Annotated in this window: 19 protein-coding genes; all 19 read right to left on the bottom strand. The window is 42.2% G+C overall.

All coding sequences use genetic code 11. The features are described from left to right. Positions 1 to 109 precede the first annotated feature (109 nt). Positions 110 to 301, bottom strand: a complete 192-nt coding sequence (locus tag AC0KTX_RS01195; protein WP_474250395.1) for a YfhD family protein — start codon at positions 299 to 301, stop codon at positions 110 to 112. 99 nt (positions 302 to 400) lie between these two features. After that, positions 401 to 532, bottom strand: a complete 132-nt coding sequence (locus AC0KTX_RS01190; protein ID WP_474250394.1) for a YfhE family protein — start codon at positions 530 to 532, stop codon at positions 401 to 403. 64 nt (positions 533 to 596) lie between these two features. After that, positions 597 to 2,900 (bottom strand): FtsK/SpoIIIE family DNA translocase, encoded by a 2,304-nt coding sequence (locus tag AC0KTX_RS01185; protein WP_474250435.1) that lies wholly within the window; start codon positions 2,898 to 2,900, stop codon positions 597 to 599. A gap of 132 nt (positions 2,901 to 3,032) precedes the next feature. Then, positions 3,033 to 3,257, bottom strand: a complete 225-nt coding sequence (locus AC0KTX_RS01180) for a YlzJ-like family protein (RefSeq protein ID WP_474250393.1) — start codon at positions 3,255 to 3,257, stop codon at positions 3,033 to 3,035. Continuing rightward, positions 3,254 to 4,000: a ClpP family protease gene (locus tag AC0KTX_RS01175; protein ID WP_474250392.1), complete on the bottom strand. Its 747-nt coding sequence runs from the start codon at positions 3,998 to 4,000 to the stop codon at positions 3,254 to 3,256. The genes AC0KTX_RS01180 and AC0KTX_RS01175 overlap by 4 nt, the downstream gene beginning before the upstream one ends. Before the next feature lie 134 nt (positions 4,001 to 4,134). Then, positions 4,135 to 5,790 carry a ribonuclease J gene (locus AC0KTX_RS01170; RefSeq protein WP_474250391.1) on the bottom strand — a complete coding sequence of 552 codons (1,656 nt, stop codon included), beginning with the start codon at positions 5,788 to 5,790 and terminating at the stop codon, positions 4,135 to 4,137. 167 nt (positions 5,791 to 5,957) lie between these two features. Beyond that, a complete protein-coding gene (dapA, locus tag AC0KTX_RS01165; RefSeq protein WP_474250390.1) occupies positions 5,958 to 6,833 on the bottom strand; it encodes a 4-hydroxy-tetrahydrodipicolinate synthase in 876 nt (291 codons plus the stop codon). 19 nt (positions 6,834 to 6,852) lie between these two features. After that, positions 6,853 to 8,067, bottom strand: coding sequence for an aspartate kinase (dapG, locus tag AC0KTX_RS01160; protein ID WP_474250389.1), 1,215 nt, complete (start codon positions 8,065 to 8,067; stop codon positions 6,853 to 6,855). A 69-nt stretch (positions 8,068 to 8,136) separates the two neighbouring features. Next, positions 8,137 to 9,180, bottom strand: coding sequence for an aspartate-semialdehyde dehydrogenase (asd, locus tag AC0KTX_RS01155; protein WP_474250388.1), 1,044 nt, complete (start codon positions 9,178 to 9,180; stop codon positions 8,137 to 8,139). 151 nt (positions 9,181 to 9,331) lie between these two features. Beyond that, the gene (locus AC0KTX_RS01150; RefSeq protein ID WP_474250387.1) at positions 9,332 to 9,940 is read right to left on the bottom strand and encodes a dipicolinate synthase subunit B; all 609 of its coding nucleotides are present in this window, start codon (positions 9,938 to 9,940) and stop codon (positions 9,332 to 9,334) included. Beyond that, positions 9,921 to 10,832 (bottom strand): dipicolinic acid synthetase subunit A, encoded by a 912-nt coding sequence (gene dpaA / locus AC0KTX_RS01145; RefSeq protein WP_474250386.1) that lies wholly within the window; start codon positions 10,830 to 10,832, stop codon positions 9,921 to 9,923. Before dpaA ends, AC0KTX_RS01150 begins: the two co-directional genes overlap by 20 nt. Before the next feature lie 146 nt (positions 10,833 to 10,978). Then, a complete protein-coding gene (locus tag AC0KTX_RS01140) occupies positions 10,979 to 11,239 on the bottom strand; it encodes a YlmC/YmxH family sporulation protein (protein WP_474250385.1) in 261 nt (86 codons plus the stop codon). 80 nt (positions 11,240 to 11,319) lie between these two features. Beyond that, complete coding sequence (locus AC0KTX_RS01135) at positions 11,320 to 12,555, bottom strand: M16 family metallopeptidase (protein ID WP_474250384.1); 1,236 nt, start codon at positions 12,553 to 12,555, stop codon at positions 11,320 to 11,322. Positions 12,556 to 12,579: 24 nt separating this feature from the next. Beyond that, the gene (locus tag AC0KTX_RS01130) at positions 12,580 to 13,536 is read right to left on the bottom strand and encodes a polysaccharide deacetylase family protein (protein WP_474250383.1); all 957 of its coding nucleotides are present in this window, start codon (positions 13,534 to 13,536) and stop codon (positions 12,580 to 12,582) included. Between the two features lie 99 nt (positions 13,537 to 13,635). Beyond that, a complete protein-coding gene (gene pnp, locus AC0KTX_RS01125) occupies positions 13,636 to 15,747 on the bottom strand; it encodes a polyribonucleotide nucleotidyltransferase (RefSeq protein WP_474250382.1) in 2,112 nt (703 codons plus the stop codon). A gap of 187 nt (positions 15,748 to 15,934) precedes the next feature. Continuing rightward, positions 15,935 to 16,204: a 30S ribosomal protein S15 gene (gene rpsO / locus AC0KTX_RS01120; RefSeq protein WP_474250381.1), complete on the bottom strand. Its 270-nt coding sequence runs from the start codon at positions 16,202 to 16,204 to the stop codon at positions 15,935 to 15,937. Between the two features lie 104 nt (positions 16,205 to 16,308). Next, on the bottom strand, positions 16,309 to 17,277 hold the full coding sequence (gene ribF / locus AC0KTX_RS01115) for a bifunctional riboflavin kinase/FAD synthetase (protein WP_474250380.1): 969 nt from the start codon (positions 17,275 to 17,277) through the stop codon (positions 16,309 to 16,311). Positions 17,278 to 17,301: 24 nt separating this feature from the next. Continuing rightward, positions 17,302 to 18,225 carry a tRNA pseudouridine(55) synthase TruB gene (gene truB, locus AC0KTX_RS01110; RefSeq protein ID WP_474250379.1) on the bottom strand — a complete coding sequence of 308 codons (924 nt, stop codon included), beginning with the start codon at positions 18,223 to 18,225 and terminating at the stop codon, positions 17,302 to 17,304. Between the two features lie 70 nt (positions 18,226 to 18,295). After that, positions 18,296 to 18,655: a 30S ribosome-binding factor RbfA gene (gene rbfA / locus AC0KTX_RS01105; protein WP_474250378.1), complete on the bottom strand. Its 360-nt coding sequence runs from the start codon at positions 18,653 to 18,655 to the stop codon at positions 18,296 to 18,298. Positions 18,656 to 18,670 lie beyond the last annotated feature (15 nt).

The following is an 18,670-nucleotide window of genomic DNA, read 5'->3' as shown; positions in this document are numbered from 1 at the left end:
CTTGAAACATTTAATTTACATAATATTTTTATCGTTAATTAAATAAACATGCTGCCGTCCTATGCACAAAAAAGGACTGCCGTAACACAGACAGTCCAATAAAGGTCGTTTATGAATTTTTCATTCTCTTTCGTTGTCTTTCATTAGCTGCGGAAGCGCGGGCGGCTGCCTCTAAATCATTTTGATCGGCTAGCTCCCTGGAAAATTCGATGTCTAAACCATCAGCTTTTAAATTTTTCGGAACTTGAGGCAAGAATGATTTGTTTTTATCGCGAGTTTTTTGTTTATGCGCTCTTCCCATGACCTTCCCACCCCCCAAAATTGGTGAGGAATGTTTTTTGTTTCACATCCCTCATCCATAGGATGGTATCGTGAATATCTTTTATGAGTGGAAGAATTTTTATTCATATTTCGGCTGTTTGTCGGAATAGCCCGCCGCTTTTTCCGCCAATTTAAACTCTTTGGCGTAAGCCACTTCTTGTGCACTGCTTAACGTTCTCCTGGCTTTTTTGCGGTTTTTTTCTTTCGCCATTGTTTTCACCCTCATTTTTTATCGTTATTAATAGTATAACCCGCATTAGCATGGTCTATTCCCGTTAAGACGAACGTTCATCCAATTGGTTTTTGGACACCAGCACTTGTCTCGGTTTGCTTCCTTCGTAAGGACCGACTACTCCTCGTGCTTCCATTGCATCAATTAATCTTGCCGCCCGTGTATAGCCGATACGAAAGCGCCGCTGCAGCATCGAGACGCTCGCACTTTGCATTTCCACCACTAATTCAACGGCTTCATCGTATAAATCATCATCCACTTCTTCATGTTCTTCATGGTTGTCACTTGGGATCATTTCTTCTTGATATTGCGCTTGTTGCTGTGAAATCACATAATTCACAACGTTTTCCACTTCTTCATCAGACAGAAAGGCACCTTGAACACGAATTGGCTTAGATGCCCCGACAGGCAAAAATAGCATGTCCCCTCTTCCCAGCAATTTCTCTGCTCCGCCCATATCCAAAATCGTCCGGGAATCTGTTTGCGATGAAACGCTAAAAGCAATTCGTGACGGAATATTTGCTTTAATAACCCCTGTGATGACATCCACCGACGGGCGCTGTGTTGCCAAAATTAAATGAATGCCGGCTGCACGAGCCATTTGCGACAATCTCGTGATGGACTCCTCTACATCGCTCGAAGCCACCATCATTAAGTCCGCCAGTTCATCTACGATCACGACAATGTACGGAAGTTCGGGATGTTTCTCATTCAACACCGCGTTTTGCCTTCTCACCATTTCATTATATCCTTCAATATTTCTTGTCCCGGTATGAGAAAAGAGTTCATATCTTCTTTCCATTTCACTGACAACTTTTTGCAATGCCTGTGAGGCTTTTTTCGGATTCGTCACCACTGGCGCAAGCAAATGAGGAATGCCGTTATATACATTCAGCTCCACCATTTTCGGGTCAATCATCATCATTTTTACTTCATGAGGCTTCGCCCTCATTAAAATGCTTGTAATGATCCCGTTGATGCAGACGCTTTTTCCGCTTCCGGTCGCACCGGCAACGAGCAAATGCGGCATTTTATTCAGTTCGGCGAGCACTGCTTCACCTGTAATGTCACGCCCCAAACCGATCAACAATTTCGCATCCGGTTTATCGTTCATTTTCGATTCCAATACTTCTCGCAATGAAACCATGGCGATTTCCGCATTCGGCACTTCAATGCCAATGGCCGATTTTCCGGGAATCGGGGCTTCGATGCGAATATCTTTTGCGGCAAGCGCCAATGCCAAATCATCGCTTAAATTTACGATTTTGCTGACCTTAACGCCGACATCGGGATATACTTCATATTTTGTTACGGCTGGCCCCAAATGAACTTGGGTGACCTTCGCTTTCACGCCGAAACTTTGAAAGGTCCGCTCAAGCTTTCTTGCATTATCATAAATATTTTTCTTATCAGTATGTTGTCCGTTGTATTTGGGAAGTGACAATAAATCGATGGGAGGCAATTGATAGTCTTTATTTTCCACTTCCGCCAAGGCGATCGGTTCAGCTTTCTTTTCTGTTTCACTTTCCTTTTCAAATATTTGTTCGTCCCGCTTTTCAGCCGTCGGTTCCTCCTTCAAAACCATTTCCGGATGATCGGTAAAACTGGAAATGATCGGTTTGGACGCATCTTTTTCGTCTGTTTGTGCTTCAGACGGTTTTATTTTCGGCTTTTTGGATGCTTTTTTCCTTTTTGCTGTTTGGAATGATTTCGGCAAGCTTTTCAAATCCGCAACAAATGCAAGAAACTGCGCTTTGAAAAACTTTCCTGCCGCCGTGAGCCATTTCGCTAAGACATTGCCAAGCGATTTGCCCGTAAGCAACATTCCCCCGATTAGAATCAGAAAAACGGCAATAATTTTTGACCCCCCGATGGAAAATAAATAGTAGGAGGCAGCTAGCAATACCGCACCGATCATCCCGCCGCCCAAGTCTTGAACATTCCGTTGTCCTGTCAGTTCATTTATGAAAAGCTCCCACGTATTTAAAATAACGCTTGGGGTGGCAAACGCACCTTCCCGAGACAGTTGTTCAAACAGTTTCAAGTGGCTGAGCAGCAATACCGAACCGAAGATAAGATAAAAACCGAGCCATTTTCTTGTCCAAAAGGGCGGGAACGATTTTTTGAAAAATAAATAACACGACAACCATAAAAGAGCCAGCACACCGACTATAAACCATTCACCTGCGAAAAAACGAAAAAAAGAAACGACCGCTTTCCCGACAACCCCATAACCGCTTAAAGCGATCAATGAAATGGACAGGAGCAAAAGACCGGAGATCTCAAATTTCAGCTTCTTTTGCCAGTCTGTTTTTTTCTTTGTCCGTTTTCGCTTCACTTTAGCCAATCTTTTCACCTGCTCTTTTCTGTAAAACAAGAACGCAGCCGCTTTCAGGCTGCGAACGATTGTTTGTTTTTTCATTATAACATACAACAGAAAATGTTGGTATCGAAAAAAACACTTCACTTTTCTATTTATTTACAAATAATTAGAAATATAAGGTATTTTTTGTCCTGGAACAAACGATTCCAATAAATAATGGTTCGGATTCGTCGATAGAACTCTGACTATGGTCCAATCATTTTCACCCGTTCCATTGACTAAAAGGGAAACCCCATTCAGTTGAACAACACGCTGTTTTTGATAGGAACCGGCATCTTCTTGAAAGATGAGATCTTGCGGCACTGTCGTATACAATATCATTGCAGCATGTCCCCTCCTTTGCCGTTCTTGTACTGCTGAATCAATTCATTCAATTTGTTCATCGCTTTTCCTACCCCGCCCACTTCATTAATTAACCCATACTTCACCGCATCTTGACCTACGACATTTGTGCCGATATCCCTTGTTAAATTTCCTTTGGAAAACATCAATTCTTTAAATTTATCTTCTGTAATATTTGAATTCTTTGTCACAAAATTGATCACTCGTTCCTGCATTTTATCGATATATTCAAACGTTTGCGGAACTCCGATAACCAGCCCTGTCAGTCGGACGGGGTGGATTGTCATCGTAGCAGTTTCGGCGATAAACGAATAGTCGCAAGATACAGCAATGGGAACACCGATTGAATGGCCTCCCCCTAAAACAATGGAAACAGTCGGCTTTGTCATTGAAGCCAGCATTTCAGCGATGGCAAGTCCTGCCTCCACATCGCCGCCAACCGTATTTAATATAACGAGCAGTCCTTCAATTTTCGGGTTTTGTTCAATCGCCACGATCTGCGGAATAATATGCTCATATTTGGTCGTTTTATTTTGCGGCGGCAGTTGGATATGTCCTTCTACCTGGCCGACGATCGTTAAACAATGAATATTTGTCTCTTGATCCATTTGCGGAACATTCGTTTGACCGAGTTGTTGTATTTTTTCAACAACGCTTCCTTTTCCTTGATCTTTTTCAATCGGCTGAACGAAAGGCTCTCCAGTATTTCCAAGAAAGCTCATACCAACCATCCTTTCTTCTTTCCATTATGAAGTTAGTATAAGCTGAAAAAAAATTTTCATGCGAAAAGCCATCCTGAGTTCTTTAAAGATCCGTAAATGCAAAAAAAGCGGATCCATTCCATCCGCTTTTTTTGCTACACTTCCATAATAATCGGCAAAATCATCGGCCGGCGTTTTGTTTGTTCAAATAAAAATTGATTTAAGTAATCGCGAATATTTTGTTTGATCGTGGACCACTCAATTGCATCATCTTCCATACATTTCAAAATAATTTCATTCACCATTTTGCCAGCTTGGGCAATTAACGTTTCCGACTCACGAACATACACGAAGCCTCTCGAGATGATTTCAGGACCCGAAACAATTTGTTTCAATTCCTTATTTAACGTAACCACTACAATTAAAATGCCGTCTTGAGACAAGAGGCGCCGATCTCTTAACACGATATTGCCGACGTCGCCCACTCCAAGACCGTCAATCAACACGTTCCCTGCCGTCACCTTTGACCCTGTTTTTGCCGTCTTTTTGGTCATTTCAACAACTTCACCGGGATCTACTAAGAAAATATGGTCTCTGCGGATGCCAACTGACTCAGCCAGTTTGGCATGGGCAATTTGCATTTTAAATTCACCATGAACGGGAATAAAATATTTTGGTTTCATTAAATGCAGCATCAGTTTTAGTTCTTCTTGGCATCCGTGACCGGAGAAAAACCCTTTCTTGTCTATGGAGACAACGTTGGCGCCTGCTCTGAACAGCAAATCGATCGTTTTCGAATAGATTAATTCGTGTCCGGGTGTTGGAGAAGAAGCGATTAATACGGTATCACCATTCCTGACATTGTACTGTTTATGAATCCCTTTCGCCATTTTAGCTATTTCTGATAACGGTTCGCCTTGTGCACTGGCTGCCAAAAAAATGACATCGTGATCGGGTTGTTTCAAAGCTTCAGAAATCGGGATCAATAAGTTGTCAGCAAAATTTAAATAACGGAGTTTTTTGGCAAGATCAACAAGTTTTGATAAATATTTTCCGATCAACGCCACTTTTCTGCCATTTTGGATAGCGGCATCGAACACCTGTTGGATGCGATGGATGTTAATCTCTGCAATCGAAACAATTACCTTGCCTTTCGAGCTGTATAAACAATCATTGATTACGTCGGCAATGAGAGATTCCGAACCTGTGTATCCCGGTTTTTCCGCATTAATGCTGTCGGAAAGAAGGCATAGAACTCCTTTATTGCCGATTTCAGCTATTTTTCGGATATCAGGGTAGCTGTTTCCAATGGGGGTTTGTTCAAATTTAAAATCGCCGGTATGAACGATCGCACCCATCGAAGTATAAAAACAAACACCGACAGAATCCGGAACATTTGAGAACGTATGGAAGAAAGAAATTTTCACTTGTGAAATTTGAATCGGCTTTTGCACATCGATTTCACGGAAGTCAGCCTTCATTCCATATGGCTTGAGGCGTTCTTTTGTTAATGCAATCGTCCACTTCGTTCCGTATACAGGTATGTCAAGATGTTTTAGCAGATGGAATACCGCACCGATCCTGCCCGAAGCGCCATTCGTCAGAATAATCGCTTTCACTCGTTCTTTATTTTCCAGTAAATATGTAATATCAGGAATGACAACGTCAATGCCAAGCATTTCATTTTCCGGATATTTCAACCCGGCATCGACAATAAAAATATCGGAATCAATTTCGACAACGTACATATTTTTTCCGACTTCTCCAACGCCTCCTAAGGAAATCAGTTTTATTCTTTCTGTTTTTTTCATATGTGTTAATGAGCCTCCCTAAAAATATCCCCGTCCAAAGCACTTAGTCTTATTATAACTGATGGAAGAATTGGAAGACAAGATTCATTTCACCGAATGGCTTTTTATCTGACTAGCCCTTCCTCCCACAATAAGACAAGGGCAAAAAAATAGGCCAATCGAAGCGATTAGCCCAACTGATTCATGATATGTTGCAGAGAAGCTCTTTCTTCCATCGATAACGGAACAAGCGGCAGCCTTACTGGTCCGACATCAAGCCCCTTGAGTTGTAAAGCTGTTTTTACCGGTGCCGGACTTGGCGCTTTGAACAGTTCTTTCATGAATGGAAGGTATTTGCGGTGAAGCTGTCCTGCTTTTTGCACATCACCGCGCAAGAAAGCGTTAATCATCATTTGCATTTCATTGCCGATGATATGGGAAGCTACAGAAATGACGCCATCTGATCCAATTGCTAATGCCGGAAGTGTTAAACTGTCATCGCCGCAGTACAGCGCAAAATCGTCTGGAGTACGTTCAATGATAGTTGCCATATTTTCCAAATTTCCGCTTGCTTCTTTTATTGCCACGATGTTGGAAATTTCAGCTAACCGGATGACGGTTTCCGGAGCTATCGTTGAAGAAGTTCTACCAGGCACATTGTATAACATAACCGGCAGTTTCGTGTTTTCCGCCACTGTTTTAAAATGCTGGTACATGCCTTCTTGATTTGGTTTATTGTAATAAGGGGCTACAAGCATAATGGCGTCCACGCCAGTTTCTTCCGCTTTTCTTGTCAATTCTATCGATTGTTTCGTATTGTTCGTACCTGTTCCGGCAATCACCGGGATTCTCTTATTGACAACCGCAACGCAATGTTTAAACAGAGCGATTTTTTCCTCTGCCGTCAATGTAGGGGATTCCCCTGTTGTTCCAGCAACAACGATCGAATCTGTCCCATGATGAATTAAATATTCAATCAGCTTTTCCGTTTTCTCAAAATCTACATTGCCATTATGATCAAAAGGGGTCACCATTGCCGTCGAAACTTTTCCAAAAATACCCATTTCCTCACATCCTTACTGATTATTCTCCAAGTTCGAACGCTCTATGTAATGCGTTCACTGCTTTTGTCATATCTTCTTCATTGACAAGCACCCAGATGGTTGTATGGCTGTCAGCCGACTGCAAAATTTGAATTCCTTCAGCCGACAATGCTGAAACAATTTTAGCGGCAATGCCGGGCACTCCTTGAATGCCTCCACCAACAGCTGAAATTTTTGCGCAATGACGAGTGATGATCGGATCATATCCGTTCCCTTTTAAAATTCTGACAGCTTCATCCGTAAGCTCGCCAAAAACCGTATATACTACGCTCTTTGGCGTAATGTTAAAAAAGTCCACGCTGATCCCGCTTACCGCCATCGACTTAAAGATTTCGGAATGAAAGCCCAAATTTCCTTCTTTCGCTTCCACTTTAATTTGCGTTATATCTTGTACGTGGGCAATACCGGTAATGATTCGTTCTTTATAAACCGCATGAAATCTTTGATCATGCTCCGAGGCAATAAGCGTGCCTGTTGATTTGGCATATGTGGACCGAATGCGGATCGGTATTTTGGCCTGCATGGCGATTTCGACCGCACGGGGATGGATAACCTTCGCTCCTTGATAGGCAAGGTTGCAAATTTCCGTATAGGTGACATAAGAAAGCGGTTTGGCATCCTTTACAATGCGTGGATCTGCCGTCATCACTCCTTCTACATCCGTAAAAATATCAATATATTTCGCGTTTAAAGCCGCGCCCAAGGCGGCAGCGGATGTATCGCTTCCACCCCTGCCGATTGTTGTGACATCGCCGTTTGAGTCTGCACCTTGAAATCCAGCCACGACAACAACATCATATGTTTCCATTAAACGAATGAGCCGATCGCATTTCATGGCAATAATTCTGGCATTTGTATGTTCGTTTGTCGTCAAAAAACCGGCTTGAGCGCCGGTTAAAGCAGTCGCTTTCAATCCCTTGCCATTTAGCATGCTTGTGAAGACCACGGCTGATATAATCTCTCCACATGATAATAACATGTCTTGTTCCCGTTTGGAAATGGTGTCCATTCCCCCTTCCACCAAACTTAGAAGGGTATCGGTAGCATATGGATCGCCTTTCCTCCCCATCGCCGAAACGACCGCTACTACTTTCTGCCCGTTTTTCAAGGCATCTTTTATATGTTCATATGCGTGTTCTCTGCCTTCTGCGTCGCGGACTGAAGTGCCTCCAAACTTTTGAACAACGATGTCCATGCATTTCACCTCTAAAAATAACTAAACAGAAGAGAGCTGAATCATGTCAACTCTCTTCTTTTGAAAAACTTACACTAGATTAAGTTTAACTAAACTTTCAGCAATTTGTACAGAGTTTAGTGCTGCTCCTTTTAATAGATTGTCAGAAACAATCCAAAGATGGAATCCGTTTGGACGATCTAAATCTTTGCGAATCCGTCCGACAAACGTATCATATTTGCCTTCTGCGAAAGCTGGCATTGGATATACTTGATTGTCAGGATCATCTTGCACCGTGACGCCCGGCGCATCTTTCAGCACATTCCGCAAATCATCAGCCGTGACACCATCATGGTCGATTTCAATATAAACTGATTCAGAATGGCCGACAGCCACAGGCAATCGTACGCAAGTTGCCGCCACTTCCAGTTCACTCATATGCATGATTTTCTTCGTTTCGTTGATCATTTTCATTTCTTCAAACGTAAATCCATTTTCTTGGAATTTATCAATTTGCGGAATCGCATTAAAGGCAATTTGATAATGTTTTTCATCACTTTTCACAGGCAAAATTTCCGGTTGAAACGGTTTGCCTTCCAAAATGGCCTTCGATTGTTCTTTTAATTCCCGAACCGCTTGCGCTCCTGCCCCGGAAACAGCTTGGTATGTGGAAACAATCACTTTTTTCAATCCGAACGCTTTCCGGATCGGCTGCAATGCGACAACCATCTGAATGGTTGAACAGTTTGGGTTGGCAATGATGCCGTTATGCCATTTGACATCCTCTTCGTTTACTTCGGGAACGACAAGCGGAACATTTTCGTCCATTCGGAATGCGCTAGTATTGTCGATAACGACAGCTCCTCTTTTGGCGGCTTCAGGAGCCAGCTGTTTAGAAACGCTTCCGCCTGCACTGAAAAGGGCAATATCAATCCCTTCAAAGCTTTCTGGAACAGCCTTTTGCACCGTAATCTCTTTTCCTCTGAACGTGACTGTTTTTCCCGCGGATCGTTCAGATGACAACAATGTTAAAGTTTCCACAGGAAAGTTTCTTTTTTCTAGAGTTTCAATCATTTGTGTTCCTACTGCTCCAGTTGCTCCAACAACTGCTACATGAAAGCTTTTTTCACCCATTCTCTATCTTTCTCCTTCCAATCATTGCAAAATCATTCGTCATGTATTCGTATTACGTTTTATTGTAACACAGCTGAAAAAAAATGTGATGGGCGAATTTTGATGTAAGCGTTTTATTCGTTGATTATTTACAAAACGGGCAATATTCCTGCTATTTTTTTGCTGTTTCCGGAAAATTCTCAATAATTACCGGCTGGAGTTGTTTATGTTCCAAGGCTGATTCTACTGTATCTACTAATAGATCCATTTTTGCAACCATCGAATTGGGTTTTTGAAATGGAGCATCTTGGCCAAAAGGTACAAAAAAAATATTTTTCGTTGCCATGAGCCTCATTAAATTCACTCCATTCAACCCGAGTGCATCATTCGTCGAGATCGCTAATACAACTGGGCGATGGTTGCGCATTGTTGCCTTTGCTGCCATTAAAACAGGTGAATCTGTTAAAGCATTTGCCAATTTGCTCAATGAATTTCCGGTAAGCGGTGCAATGACCATGCAATCAAGCGGTTGTTTGGGTCCAAGCGGCTCTGCTTTGACGATGGTGTCAATAATCTCTTCTCCCGTCAATTCACCAATTTTCTTTGCCCATTCTCCGGCCTCGCCAAATCTGGTTGATGTTGAAACGACAGTCTGTGTCACAATCGGCACAACACGGGCACCTTTTTTGACAAGTTTTTCAATTTGCGGAAAAACCAAATCATACGTACAATGGGAGCCAGTTAATCCAAAGCCGATCCGTTTATCTTTCACATCCATCATCCATACCCCTTTCTTTCAATTGTTCCTTCAGCAAGCTTGTAAGGGAATTGGCTAATATTTGGCCGGCAGTTTTCGGGGCAACAATTCCTGGAAGTCCTGGCGCTAAAATTGCTTTCATGCCTCTCTTTTCAGCATACCGAAAATCTGTTCCGCCTGGTTTTGAGGCCAGATCAATAATGAGTGCGTGAACAGGCATGTTCGATAAAACATGTGGCGTTAAAATTAGCGCAGGAACGGTATTAATGCAAATATCGATATCTTGCAGTTCATTTTTCAATTGGTCGGTATGAAAAGGAGTCAAGCTCATTTCTGTAATTCTGGCAAAATCGTTCAAATGACGGGAACCGACTTTCACTTTTCCCCCTAATGCTTGAAAAGCCCGGGCAACTGTCATTCCTGTTCTGCCAAATCCTAAAACTGCAATATTAGAACCGTGGATTGTATAATCAGTATGTTGAATGACTAGCATGATCGTTCCTTCAGCTGTGGGAATGGAATTGTAAATGGCGACATCATCCCGATCCAGAAGAGGTATCAGTTTCCGATTGGTGCTCGTCATCACATCATGTAAAAATTTTGTTTGAATTCCTGAATAAAACACGCAATGCGGTGGTGTAGAGGCAACCATTTCTTTCGTCAGCTTAATTTCTCTATTCGAAAATACAGCTTCAATCTGTCCATTGCCGCCGGTTCCTGATACCGGAAGAATTACCGCATCCATTTGATCAAGTTTTATATGGTCGCTTTCCACTTTTACTGATCTTTTATAAGCATGATCAAGTTGTTCATAGCCGACAAGAAACAATTTTGCTTCCAATTCAACAAGCGTCCCAATCACTTCAAGCTGCCTGGCGTCGCCGCCTAAGATTGCTATGTTTAAGCCAGTAAGCATTTACTTTTCACCTTCTTAATGGCTTATGATTAACGGCAGGTGCTTCTCGCTATCCTGACTAAAGTATCTTATGAACAATGCGGGGAATAGGTGAATGATGAAAATGAATAATAAAAAAACCGGATCATGACAGGATCCGGCTGATTTTATGAATGTTTTGTTTCCGAAGCATTTAGAGGAACGTCAATAATAATCATATCGGAACCGATTTTTTTTATGTGCTTCCAAGGAACACGGGTGTTTTGCCCTTGCTTTTTGAACCCAAACCATTTGATGGAAGGGATGATGAGAGCAGTGATTTGTCCTGTTTCCTCGTCTATTTCAAGATCGGTCTGTCCAAGCACTCCCATACGCTCGGCTCGTTTGACATCGACAATTTCTTTTCCGCTTAATTCAGATAAACGCAATCGCTTTTGCCCCCTTGGATCTTGTTTCCTCTTTTATATATATTTAAAAAGCATAAAAAAATGTCCGCCATTTGCAGGCATTAAACACCTGCCGGAAGACTTCCTTCAGGGCTTATTAATGAAAGGGCAAAGCGATCCGCCAAAATTTTGTGAATCAACCGGTGGACGCTTTCTTCATCAACACGATTGATTGTTTCAATGATTTCATCTAATGTGCGGTGCTTTTCCAAAAGCAGTTCATTTTTTCCATTGCGGCTCATTCTCGCATTGGTGCTTTCAAGACTGAGCATTAAATTCCCTTTTAGTTGTTCTTTGGAATTTAACAATTCTTTTTCGGAAATGCCGTCTTTTTTCAACTGATCAATCGTTTGGAAAATCGTTTCAAACAGCAAATCAAGCTGGTCGCTGCCAGTGCCCCCATAAATAGTCAACATTCCGCTGTCTTCATAAGAGGTATGGTAAGAAAAGATGGAATACGCCAACCCTTTTTCTTCCCTTACATCTTGGAAAAGCCTGCTTGACATGCTTCCGCCTAAAATATTGTTTAAGACAATCAAACTGTAAATATCGTCATGATCGACTTTTAACCCTTTAAATCCGATGCAGAGATGCGCTTGCTCGGTCTCTTTTTTCTTGGCAATTTTTTGATCCAAAAAATTCGGCTTCTGATACACGCGCCTCTTGTATGTCGATTCAAAGCTGCCAAACCATTTTTCAATATCAGATATGAATTCGTCTGTCACATTTCCGGCGACGGAGATTACGATATTATCAGGTGTATAATATTTCTCCATATATTCTTTCAACATATTTTTTGTGAACGTTGAGAGCGTTTCTTCCGTCCCCAAGATCGGATAACCGAGCGGATGATCCCCGTACACCGCTTTGCTCAACAAATCATGGACGATATCATCCGGCGTATCTTCATACATTTTAATTTCTTCCAAAACGACATTCTTTTCTTTTTTGATTTCTTCTTCATCGAATTTGGAATGGAAAAACATATCGGCTAACACGTCAAGTGCAAACTTTGCATGCTCATCCAGCACTTTTGCATAATAGCAAGTATATTCTTTCGATGTAAAAGCGTTTACTTGGCCGCCGATCTTATCAAAGGCTTCGGCAATTTCTTTGGCAGTTCTCTTTTCTGTTCCTTTAAAAAACATATGCTCCAAAAAATGTGAAATGCCGTTGTTTTCTTTTGTTTCATTTCTTGATCCTGTGCCAATCCAAACGCCGATGGAAACCGAACGAACGGTTGGTATTGTTTCTAAAACAATTCGAACACCGTTTTGGCATGTATATTTCTTGATCAAATTGGAACCCCCTATTCAACAAAATCAATGAAGACGTTGTTCATCAAACATGTCCGTCAGCGAACCAATTGATAAATTTTTTTCTTTCATTGATATAATTAATGTTTCCAAGCTATCCGCCGTTGATGAAGTAGGATGCATTAAAATAAGTGCACCGTTATGAACTTTTGACATGACCCGGTTGATCAATGTTTCCGGACTCGGCTTTTGCCAATCAATCGTATCGACTGACCACATAATCGTTTCCATTTGCTGTTCAGCAGCGATTTCTACAACCTCTTTGCGAAAGCTGCCGCTCGGAGGAGCAAACCATTTTACTTTCTTCCCTGTGATTGCTTCAATCACTTCATTCGTTTGGATGATTTCCTGACGGATTTTTGCCGTTGGAAGCCTGGCCATATCTGGATGAGAATATGAATGATTGCCAATGTCATGGCCGTTTTCCACAATCATTTTCGCTAATTCCGGATTGTTTTTCACCCATCTGCCTTCTAGAAAAAACGTTGCTTTTACATGATGTTTTTTTAGTATAAAGAGCATTTTCGGCAAATATTCGTTACCCCAAGCAACATTGATTAAAAAAGACACCATCGGTTTATCCGGATGGCCGCGGTAGATTGCTTCCGGCGGCAAATCGCTTAAATGAATGGACGGCGGAACTTGTTTATAAACCAGCAGCTGAGGATTAAACAAACCTTTTTCTTTCATCCTTTTATATGAGGCATCAATGTCAACTTTCAATCCATTATATCCTGGCGTCTTTTTCCAAATTTTATGTATTTCCGCATTTTGCGGATCCACTTCATAATGTTTGGCCCGCTTGACAATTTCCTCGTAAAGCTTGTCGGTTTTCGCCGATGTCAGCACGGTTTTTCCTTTGAGGCCGTTTATAAAGGTTGTTGTAAAGCTGTTGTTTGTCAAGGCGACCGACAGAAGAAAAACCGATAGAAAACCCGTCATTTTCACCCATTTCCCGTTCATCTCATCATCCCCTTTTTCACTATAAAATATGTGAAAAGGGGACAAGGTAGAACAAAGCAGCTTAAAAAATGGAAAGAAGCCGGGTTTCCCTAGCTCCAGTTAAGACTTTTGTTTTTCTTTTTCCTCTTTTAAAACAGCCTTCCTAGATAAATTCACCCGTCCTTGTTTATCAATTTCCATTACTTTCACTAAAATGTCATCGCCGATGGACACGACATCTTCTACTTTTCCTACTCGTTCTTCTGCAAGTTCAGAAATGTGGACTAAACCGTCTTTTCCATTAAACAGCTCGACGAAAGCCCCGAATTTTTCAATTCTTTTTACCTTTCCGAGGTAAATTTGGCCAACTTCCACCTCACGGACAATATCTTCAATAATTTTTTTCGCTTTTTTGTTCATCTCTTCATCCACAGATGAGATGTAAATCGTACCGTCCTGCTCAATGTCGATCTTCACGCCTGTTTCTTCGATGATTTTATTGATTTGTTTTCCGCTTGGGCCGATGACTTCACGGATTTTGTCCGGATTGATCGTCATTGATAAAATTTTTGGTGCATGTGGAGATAAGTGTTTTCTTGGCTCAGAAAGGGTCTTGAGCATTGATTTCAAAATTTCAAGGCGGCCTTTACGAGCTTGCTTTAACGCTTCTTCCAAAATCTCGCGCGACAAGCCTTTAATTTTTATATCCATTTGCAGGGCCGTGACGCCTTTTTCTGTGCCGGCAACCTTAAAGTCCATGTCGCCAAGCGCATCTTCCATTCCTTGAATATCCGTCAAAATCGTATAATGTTCACCTGATTTGACAAGCCCCATCGCGATGCCGGCAACCGGCGCTTTGATCGGTACGCCTGCGTCCATCATTGCCAGCGTGCTGGCGCATATGCTTGCTTGAGAAGTCGATCCGTTCGATTCAAGCACTTCGGAAACTAAGCGAATGGTATATGGAAATTCCCGTTCAGACGGAATGACCGGTTCAAGCGCCCTCTCTCCTAAAGCACCGTGGCCGATTTCCCGTCTTCCAGGTCCGCGCATTGGTCCGGTTTCGCCGACGCTGAACGGAGGAAAATTATAATGATGCATAAACCGCTTCGATTCTTCGACTCCAAGCCCGTCCAATATTTGCACATCTCCTAATGCGCCAAGTGTGCAGATCGATAGCGCCTGTGTTTGGCCTCGAGTAAACAAACCTGAGCCGTGTGTCCGCGGCAATAAACCAACAGCGGATGACAGCGGGCGAATTTCATCAATTTTTCGTCCGTCAGGCCGCACCTTCTCTTCCGTAATCAGGCGGCGCACCTCTTCTTTTACGAGCTTCGCCAAAATTTCCTTTACTTGCTTCACGACCTCTTCTCCGGCTTCTTCCTGTTCAAAATTTTGAACCGTCTGGTCTTTTACTTGATTGATTGCATCATCGCGCGCATGCTTTTCAGGCACTTGAATCGCGCGAAGAAGGTCGGCTCCAGCCATTTCTCGAACCCTTTTTTCCAGTTCCTCGTCAATTTGGTAGAGTTCAACTTCCATTTTTTCTTTGCCGATTAGTTGGACAATTTCTTCTTGGAAGGCGATTAAACGTTTGATTTCTTCATGGCCAAACATGATCGCTTCAAGCATTGTTTCTTCAGGCACTTCATTTGCTCCTGCTTCAACCATGTTGATGGCATCTTTTGTTCCGGCCACAACTAAATGAATATCGCTTTTTTCAAGCTGGTCGACCGTCGGGTTGATAATAAATTGATCATCAATACGGCCGACGATCACTCCAGCAATCGGTCCTTCAAACGGAATATCAGACACTGATAATGCAAGCGAAGAGCCGAACATAGCCGCCATTTCCGAAGAGCAGTCTTGGTCCACGCTCATAACCATGCTGACGACCTGAACCTCATTTCGGAATCCTTCGGGAAACAGCGGACGGATTGGCCGGTCGATCAAACGGCTGGCTAAAATCGCTTTTTCACTTGGTCTTCCCTCCCGCTTGATGAAGCCTCCGGGAATTTTTCCGACCGCATAAAGCCGCTCTTCATAGTTAACCGTAAGGGGGAAGAAGTCGACTCCTTTTGCTTCCTTCGAAGCGGTTGCCGTGCTTAACACAACAGTATCTCCATATCGAACAAGCACCGAACCATTTGCCTGTTTCGCCAGCTGGCCGATTTCAACCTTCAGAGTTCTTCCGGCCCAGTCGATGGAAAAGACATGTTTTTCTTGATCCATATGTGTTTTGAACCCCTCTTTCAATGAAATCAATATATATTCGCAATAAATAGCACAATCTGTTTTTGAAAGGCTATGTATTATTATGACCGATTGACTGTCAACATTTTCAGTCTTTAGCTTCTCTTAATTGGTGTGGAAAGAAATTCTTATTACACTAAAAAAGCGGGAAATATCCCGCTTTCCATTATCGACGCAAACCAAGTTTGTTAATCAGTTCACGATAACGTGTGACATCTTTATTGCGCAAATACGCTAATAAATTACGGCGCTTCCCAACCATTTTTAAAAGACCGCGGCGTGAATGGTGGTCTTTTTTGTGTACGCGCAAATGCTCGTTTAAGATGTTGATTTTCTCTGTCAGGATAGCAATTTGTACTTCCGGTGAACCCGTATCGGATTCGTGCGTTTTGAACTGATCGATAATTTCATTTTTGCGTTCTTGCGTTAATGCCATCCTTACTCCACCTCCTATTGATCAATCCCCGGCAACCTAGCAAGCGTCGGTGATTCGCATTGCCAAGCAGCGGTTTAAAGTTACAAGAATAAGAATACTATTTTTTATTTTAAAAAGCAAGGAGAATCAGAAAATTTTTCGAAGAACAAAAGTGCTTCTTCCTTATCCTTTTTGATTTGGGAGATCAATTCCTGGACGCCTGCAAATTTTTGCTCGCTTCTTAGACGTTTGCACCATTTGATCGTGACCGTTTCATGATAGATGCTTCGTTGAAAATCAAATATATGAACCTCTATGCTCGGTTTCTCCGGTTGATCGTCATGAAAAGTCGGTTTATAACCTATATTGCAAACCCCCCGATGCACTTCCTGTCCAATCCGCACTGTTACTGCATATACCCCTGTTCGCGGAATCAGATAGTGGTCTGAAAGTTCGATATTGGCCGTTGGAAACCCGATGGTACGACCCCGTTTTTCCCCATGAATGACTTTTCCGATGACTTGATACGGGCGTCCCAACAAATGGCAAGCGTAAAAAACATCCCCGTTGTGAAGGGCTTTTCGGATCAGTGACGAGCTGATTTTTTTATCGCCGTCTGTCAACTTTTCAACCGTTGTTTGCGTAAAAGCGCCTCTTGAATGTTGAGGCATTGTTTCCATAGTACCTTTTCCGTACCTTCCGTATGTAAAATCAAATCCAGCCACGACATGAATGGCACGAAGTCCGATTAAATATTGATCAACAAAATCTTGGGGCGATAAAGCGCTGAAGCTCTTTGTAAACTCTACCAAATATAAACGATCAACCCCGAGGCTGGCAATCAATTTTTCTTTTTCTTTCAAAGGTGTGATATATTCCACATCTTGAATATCTTTTTGCAAAACAATGGAAGGATGAGGATGAAAGGTCATGACAGCACATTCCACATTCATCTCTTCAGCTTTTTGCAAAGCCGTTCGGATCACTTTTTGATGCCCTTTATGCACACCGTCAAAAAATCCGAGAGCCATAACAACTTTTGGCACTTCTTCTTTTTTTAAGTGGTGAGGATGTGTGAGTCTTATCGTTTTCACAGAAAGTTCCCCTTTTCTTCAACTCTATTCGTCCTGTTTCATGACTTTTACTGGCTTTATCATATTTGCTTTTAGCGGATGCTTTTGATACAAAGCGATGATGTGTTGATTATGCCAAACCGCGATAATCTCATCTTTGCCGATGAATGAAAGATGTTCCGGCATTGTCAATACCGAGCCGTTTTGTACTTTCCTTGCTAATGTATCATTTATTGTCCATTTCGGCAAATGATTCAAAACGTTGTCGATCGTTAGAAATCCTTTTGGAAATTCACCGCTTTCTAAAAACTGTTCGACCGTTTGAAACGTGATGCAGTCGTGCAAATGAAAGCGGCCGGAACGAATTCGAACTAAATGAGACATATGGGCGGGATATCCCAATTGCTCTCCAATCATGACGGCAAGTGTGCGGATGTAGGTGCCTTTTGAACAAGACACTTGGATCGAAAAACTTGCTGTATTTCCCTCATGTTTGATATTTGACCGCAAGCAGATGTCAAATATCGTCACAATCCTTTTTGGGCGATTGACCATTTTTCCTTCCCGGGCATATTCATAAAGCTTTTTTCCGTTTACCTTTACGGCCGAATACATTGGAGGCACCTGAACGATCTTTCCAAGCAAATTTTTGAGAACACGTTCAACTTCCGGCCTTGAAGGGGGATGTATGACTTTTTTTTGCGCGACAACCTTCCCTGAAGCATCTTCCGTTTCCGTTGCAATTCCCAGCGTCACTTCTGCCACATATTCTTTGTCTTCAGACATTAAATATTGGGCAACCTTTGTAGCTTTGCCAATGCAGATAGGTAGGATCCCAGAAACATCCGGATCTAATGTTCCCGTATGGCCAACTTTTTTGGTACGAAACAATTGCCTTATCTTTTGGACACAGTTGTGCGATGTCATGCCGGCCGGTTTATGAAGAAGCAGCACACCATCCAAAGTCATGCCTCCTCTCTATCTGTTATGTGAAAAAAGAACCCGTTCAACATGAAGAGTAGAACGGGGATTGATCGGGCTATTGATCGCTTTCGCTTTCATCCTTTTTCAATTCATGAATCAGCTTTTCAATACGATTGCCATAATCGATTGATTCATCAAATTCAAAATGAATTTCAGGGGTTTTTCTAAGGCGGATTCGGGAGCCAATTTCAGAGCGGATAAATCCCTTTGCTTTCGCCAGAGCCTTCATCGTATCCTCTTTTTGCTGCTCATCCCCTAAAACTGATATATACACTTTGGCAATTTGTAAATCTCCTGTCAAACTCACATCTGTAACGGTCACAAAACCGATTCTAGGATCTTTCAATTTTCTCCCAAGAATTTCGCTTAATTCCTTTTTCATTTGTTCAGCAACTCTTGTAGCTCTCAGGCTCATGTGATCACCTCATTA

This window comes from Aeribacillus sp. JST-2 (assembly GCF_056032925.1).
Note: the sequence above shows the minus strand (reverse complement) of the source record. Positions and strands in the feature narration are given on the sequence as shown.

Excerpts from the sequence above, each read along its gene's own strand:
- AC0KTX_RS01180 (WP_474250393.1), bottom strand. The coding sequence starts at position 3,257 with ATGATATTGTATACGACAGTGCCGCAAGATCTCATCTTTCAAGAAGAT.
- AC0KTX_RS01195 (WP_474250395.1), bottom strand. The coding sequence starts at position 301 with ATGGGAAGAGCGCATAAACAAAAAACTCGCGATAAAAACAAATCATTC.
- rpsO (WP_474250381.1), bottom strand. The coding sequence starts at position 16,204 with ATGGCATTAACGCAAGAACGCAAAAATGAAATTATCGATCAGTTCAAA.
- AC0KTX_RS01130 (WP_474250383.1), bottom strand. The coding sequence starts at position 13,536 with ATGAACGGGAAATGGGTGAAAATGACGGGTTTTCTATCGGTTTTTCTT.
- pnp (WP_474250382.1), bottom strand. The coding sequence starts at position 15,747 with ATGGATCAAGAAAAACATGTCTTTTCCATCGACTGGGCCGGAAGAACT.
- dapA (WP_474250390.1), bottom strand. The coding sequence starts at position 6,833 with ATGGGTATTTTTGGAAAAGTTTCGACGGCAATGGTGACCCCTTTTGAT.
- AC0KTX_RS01150 (WP_474250387.1), bottom strand. The coding sequence starts at position 9,940 with ATGATGGATGTGAAAGATAAACGGATCGGCTTTGGATTAACTGGCTCC.
- dpaA (WP_474250386.1), bottom strand. The coding sequence starts at position 10,832 with ATGCTTACTGGCTTAAACATAGCAATCTTAGGCGGCGACGCCAGGCAG.
- truB (WP_474250379.1), bottom strand. The coding sequence starts at position 18,225 with ATGACTTTGGATGGTGTGCTGCTTCTTCATAAACCGGCCGGCATGACA.
- AC0KTX_RS01190 (WP_474250394.1), bottom strand. The coding sequence starts at position 532 with ATGGCGAAAGAAAAAAACCGCAAAAAAGCCAGGAGAACGTTAAGCAGT.
- dapG (WP_474250389.1), bottom strand. The coding sequence starts at position 8,067 with ATGGACATCGTTGTTCAAAAGTTTGGAGGCACTTCAGTCCGCGACGCA.
- asd (WP_474250388.1), bottom strand. The coding sequence starts at position 9,180 with ATGGGTGAAAAAAGCTTTCATGTAGCAGTTGTTGGAGCAACTGGAGCA.
- AC0KTX_RS01170 (WP_474250391.1), bottom strand. The coding sequence starts at position 5,790 with ATGAAAAAAACAGAAAGAATAAAACTGATTTCCTTAGGAGGCGTTGGA.
- AC0KTX_RS01175 (WP_474250392.1), bottom strand. The coding sequence starts at position 4,000 with ATGAGCTTTCTTGGAAATACTGGAGAGCCTTTCGTTCAGCCGATTGAA.
- rbfA (WP_474250378.1), bottom strand. The coding sequence starts at position 18,655 with ATGAGCCTGAGAGCTACAAGAGTTGCTGAACAAATGAAAAAGGAATTA.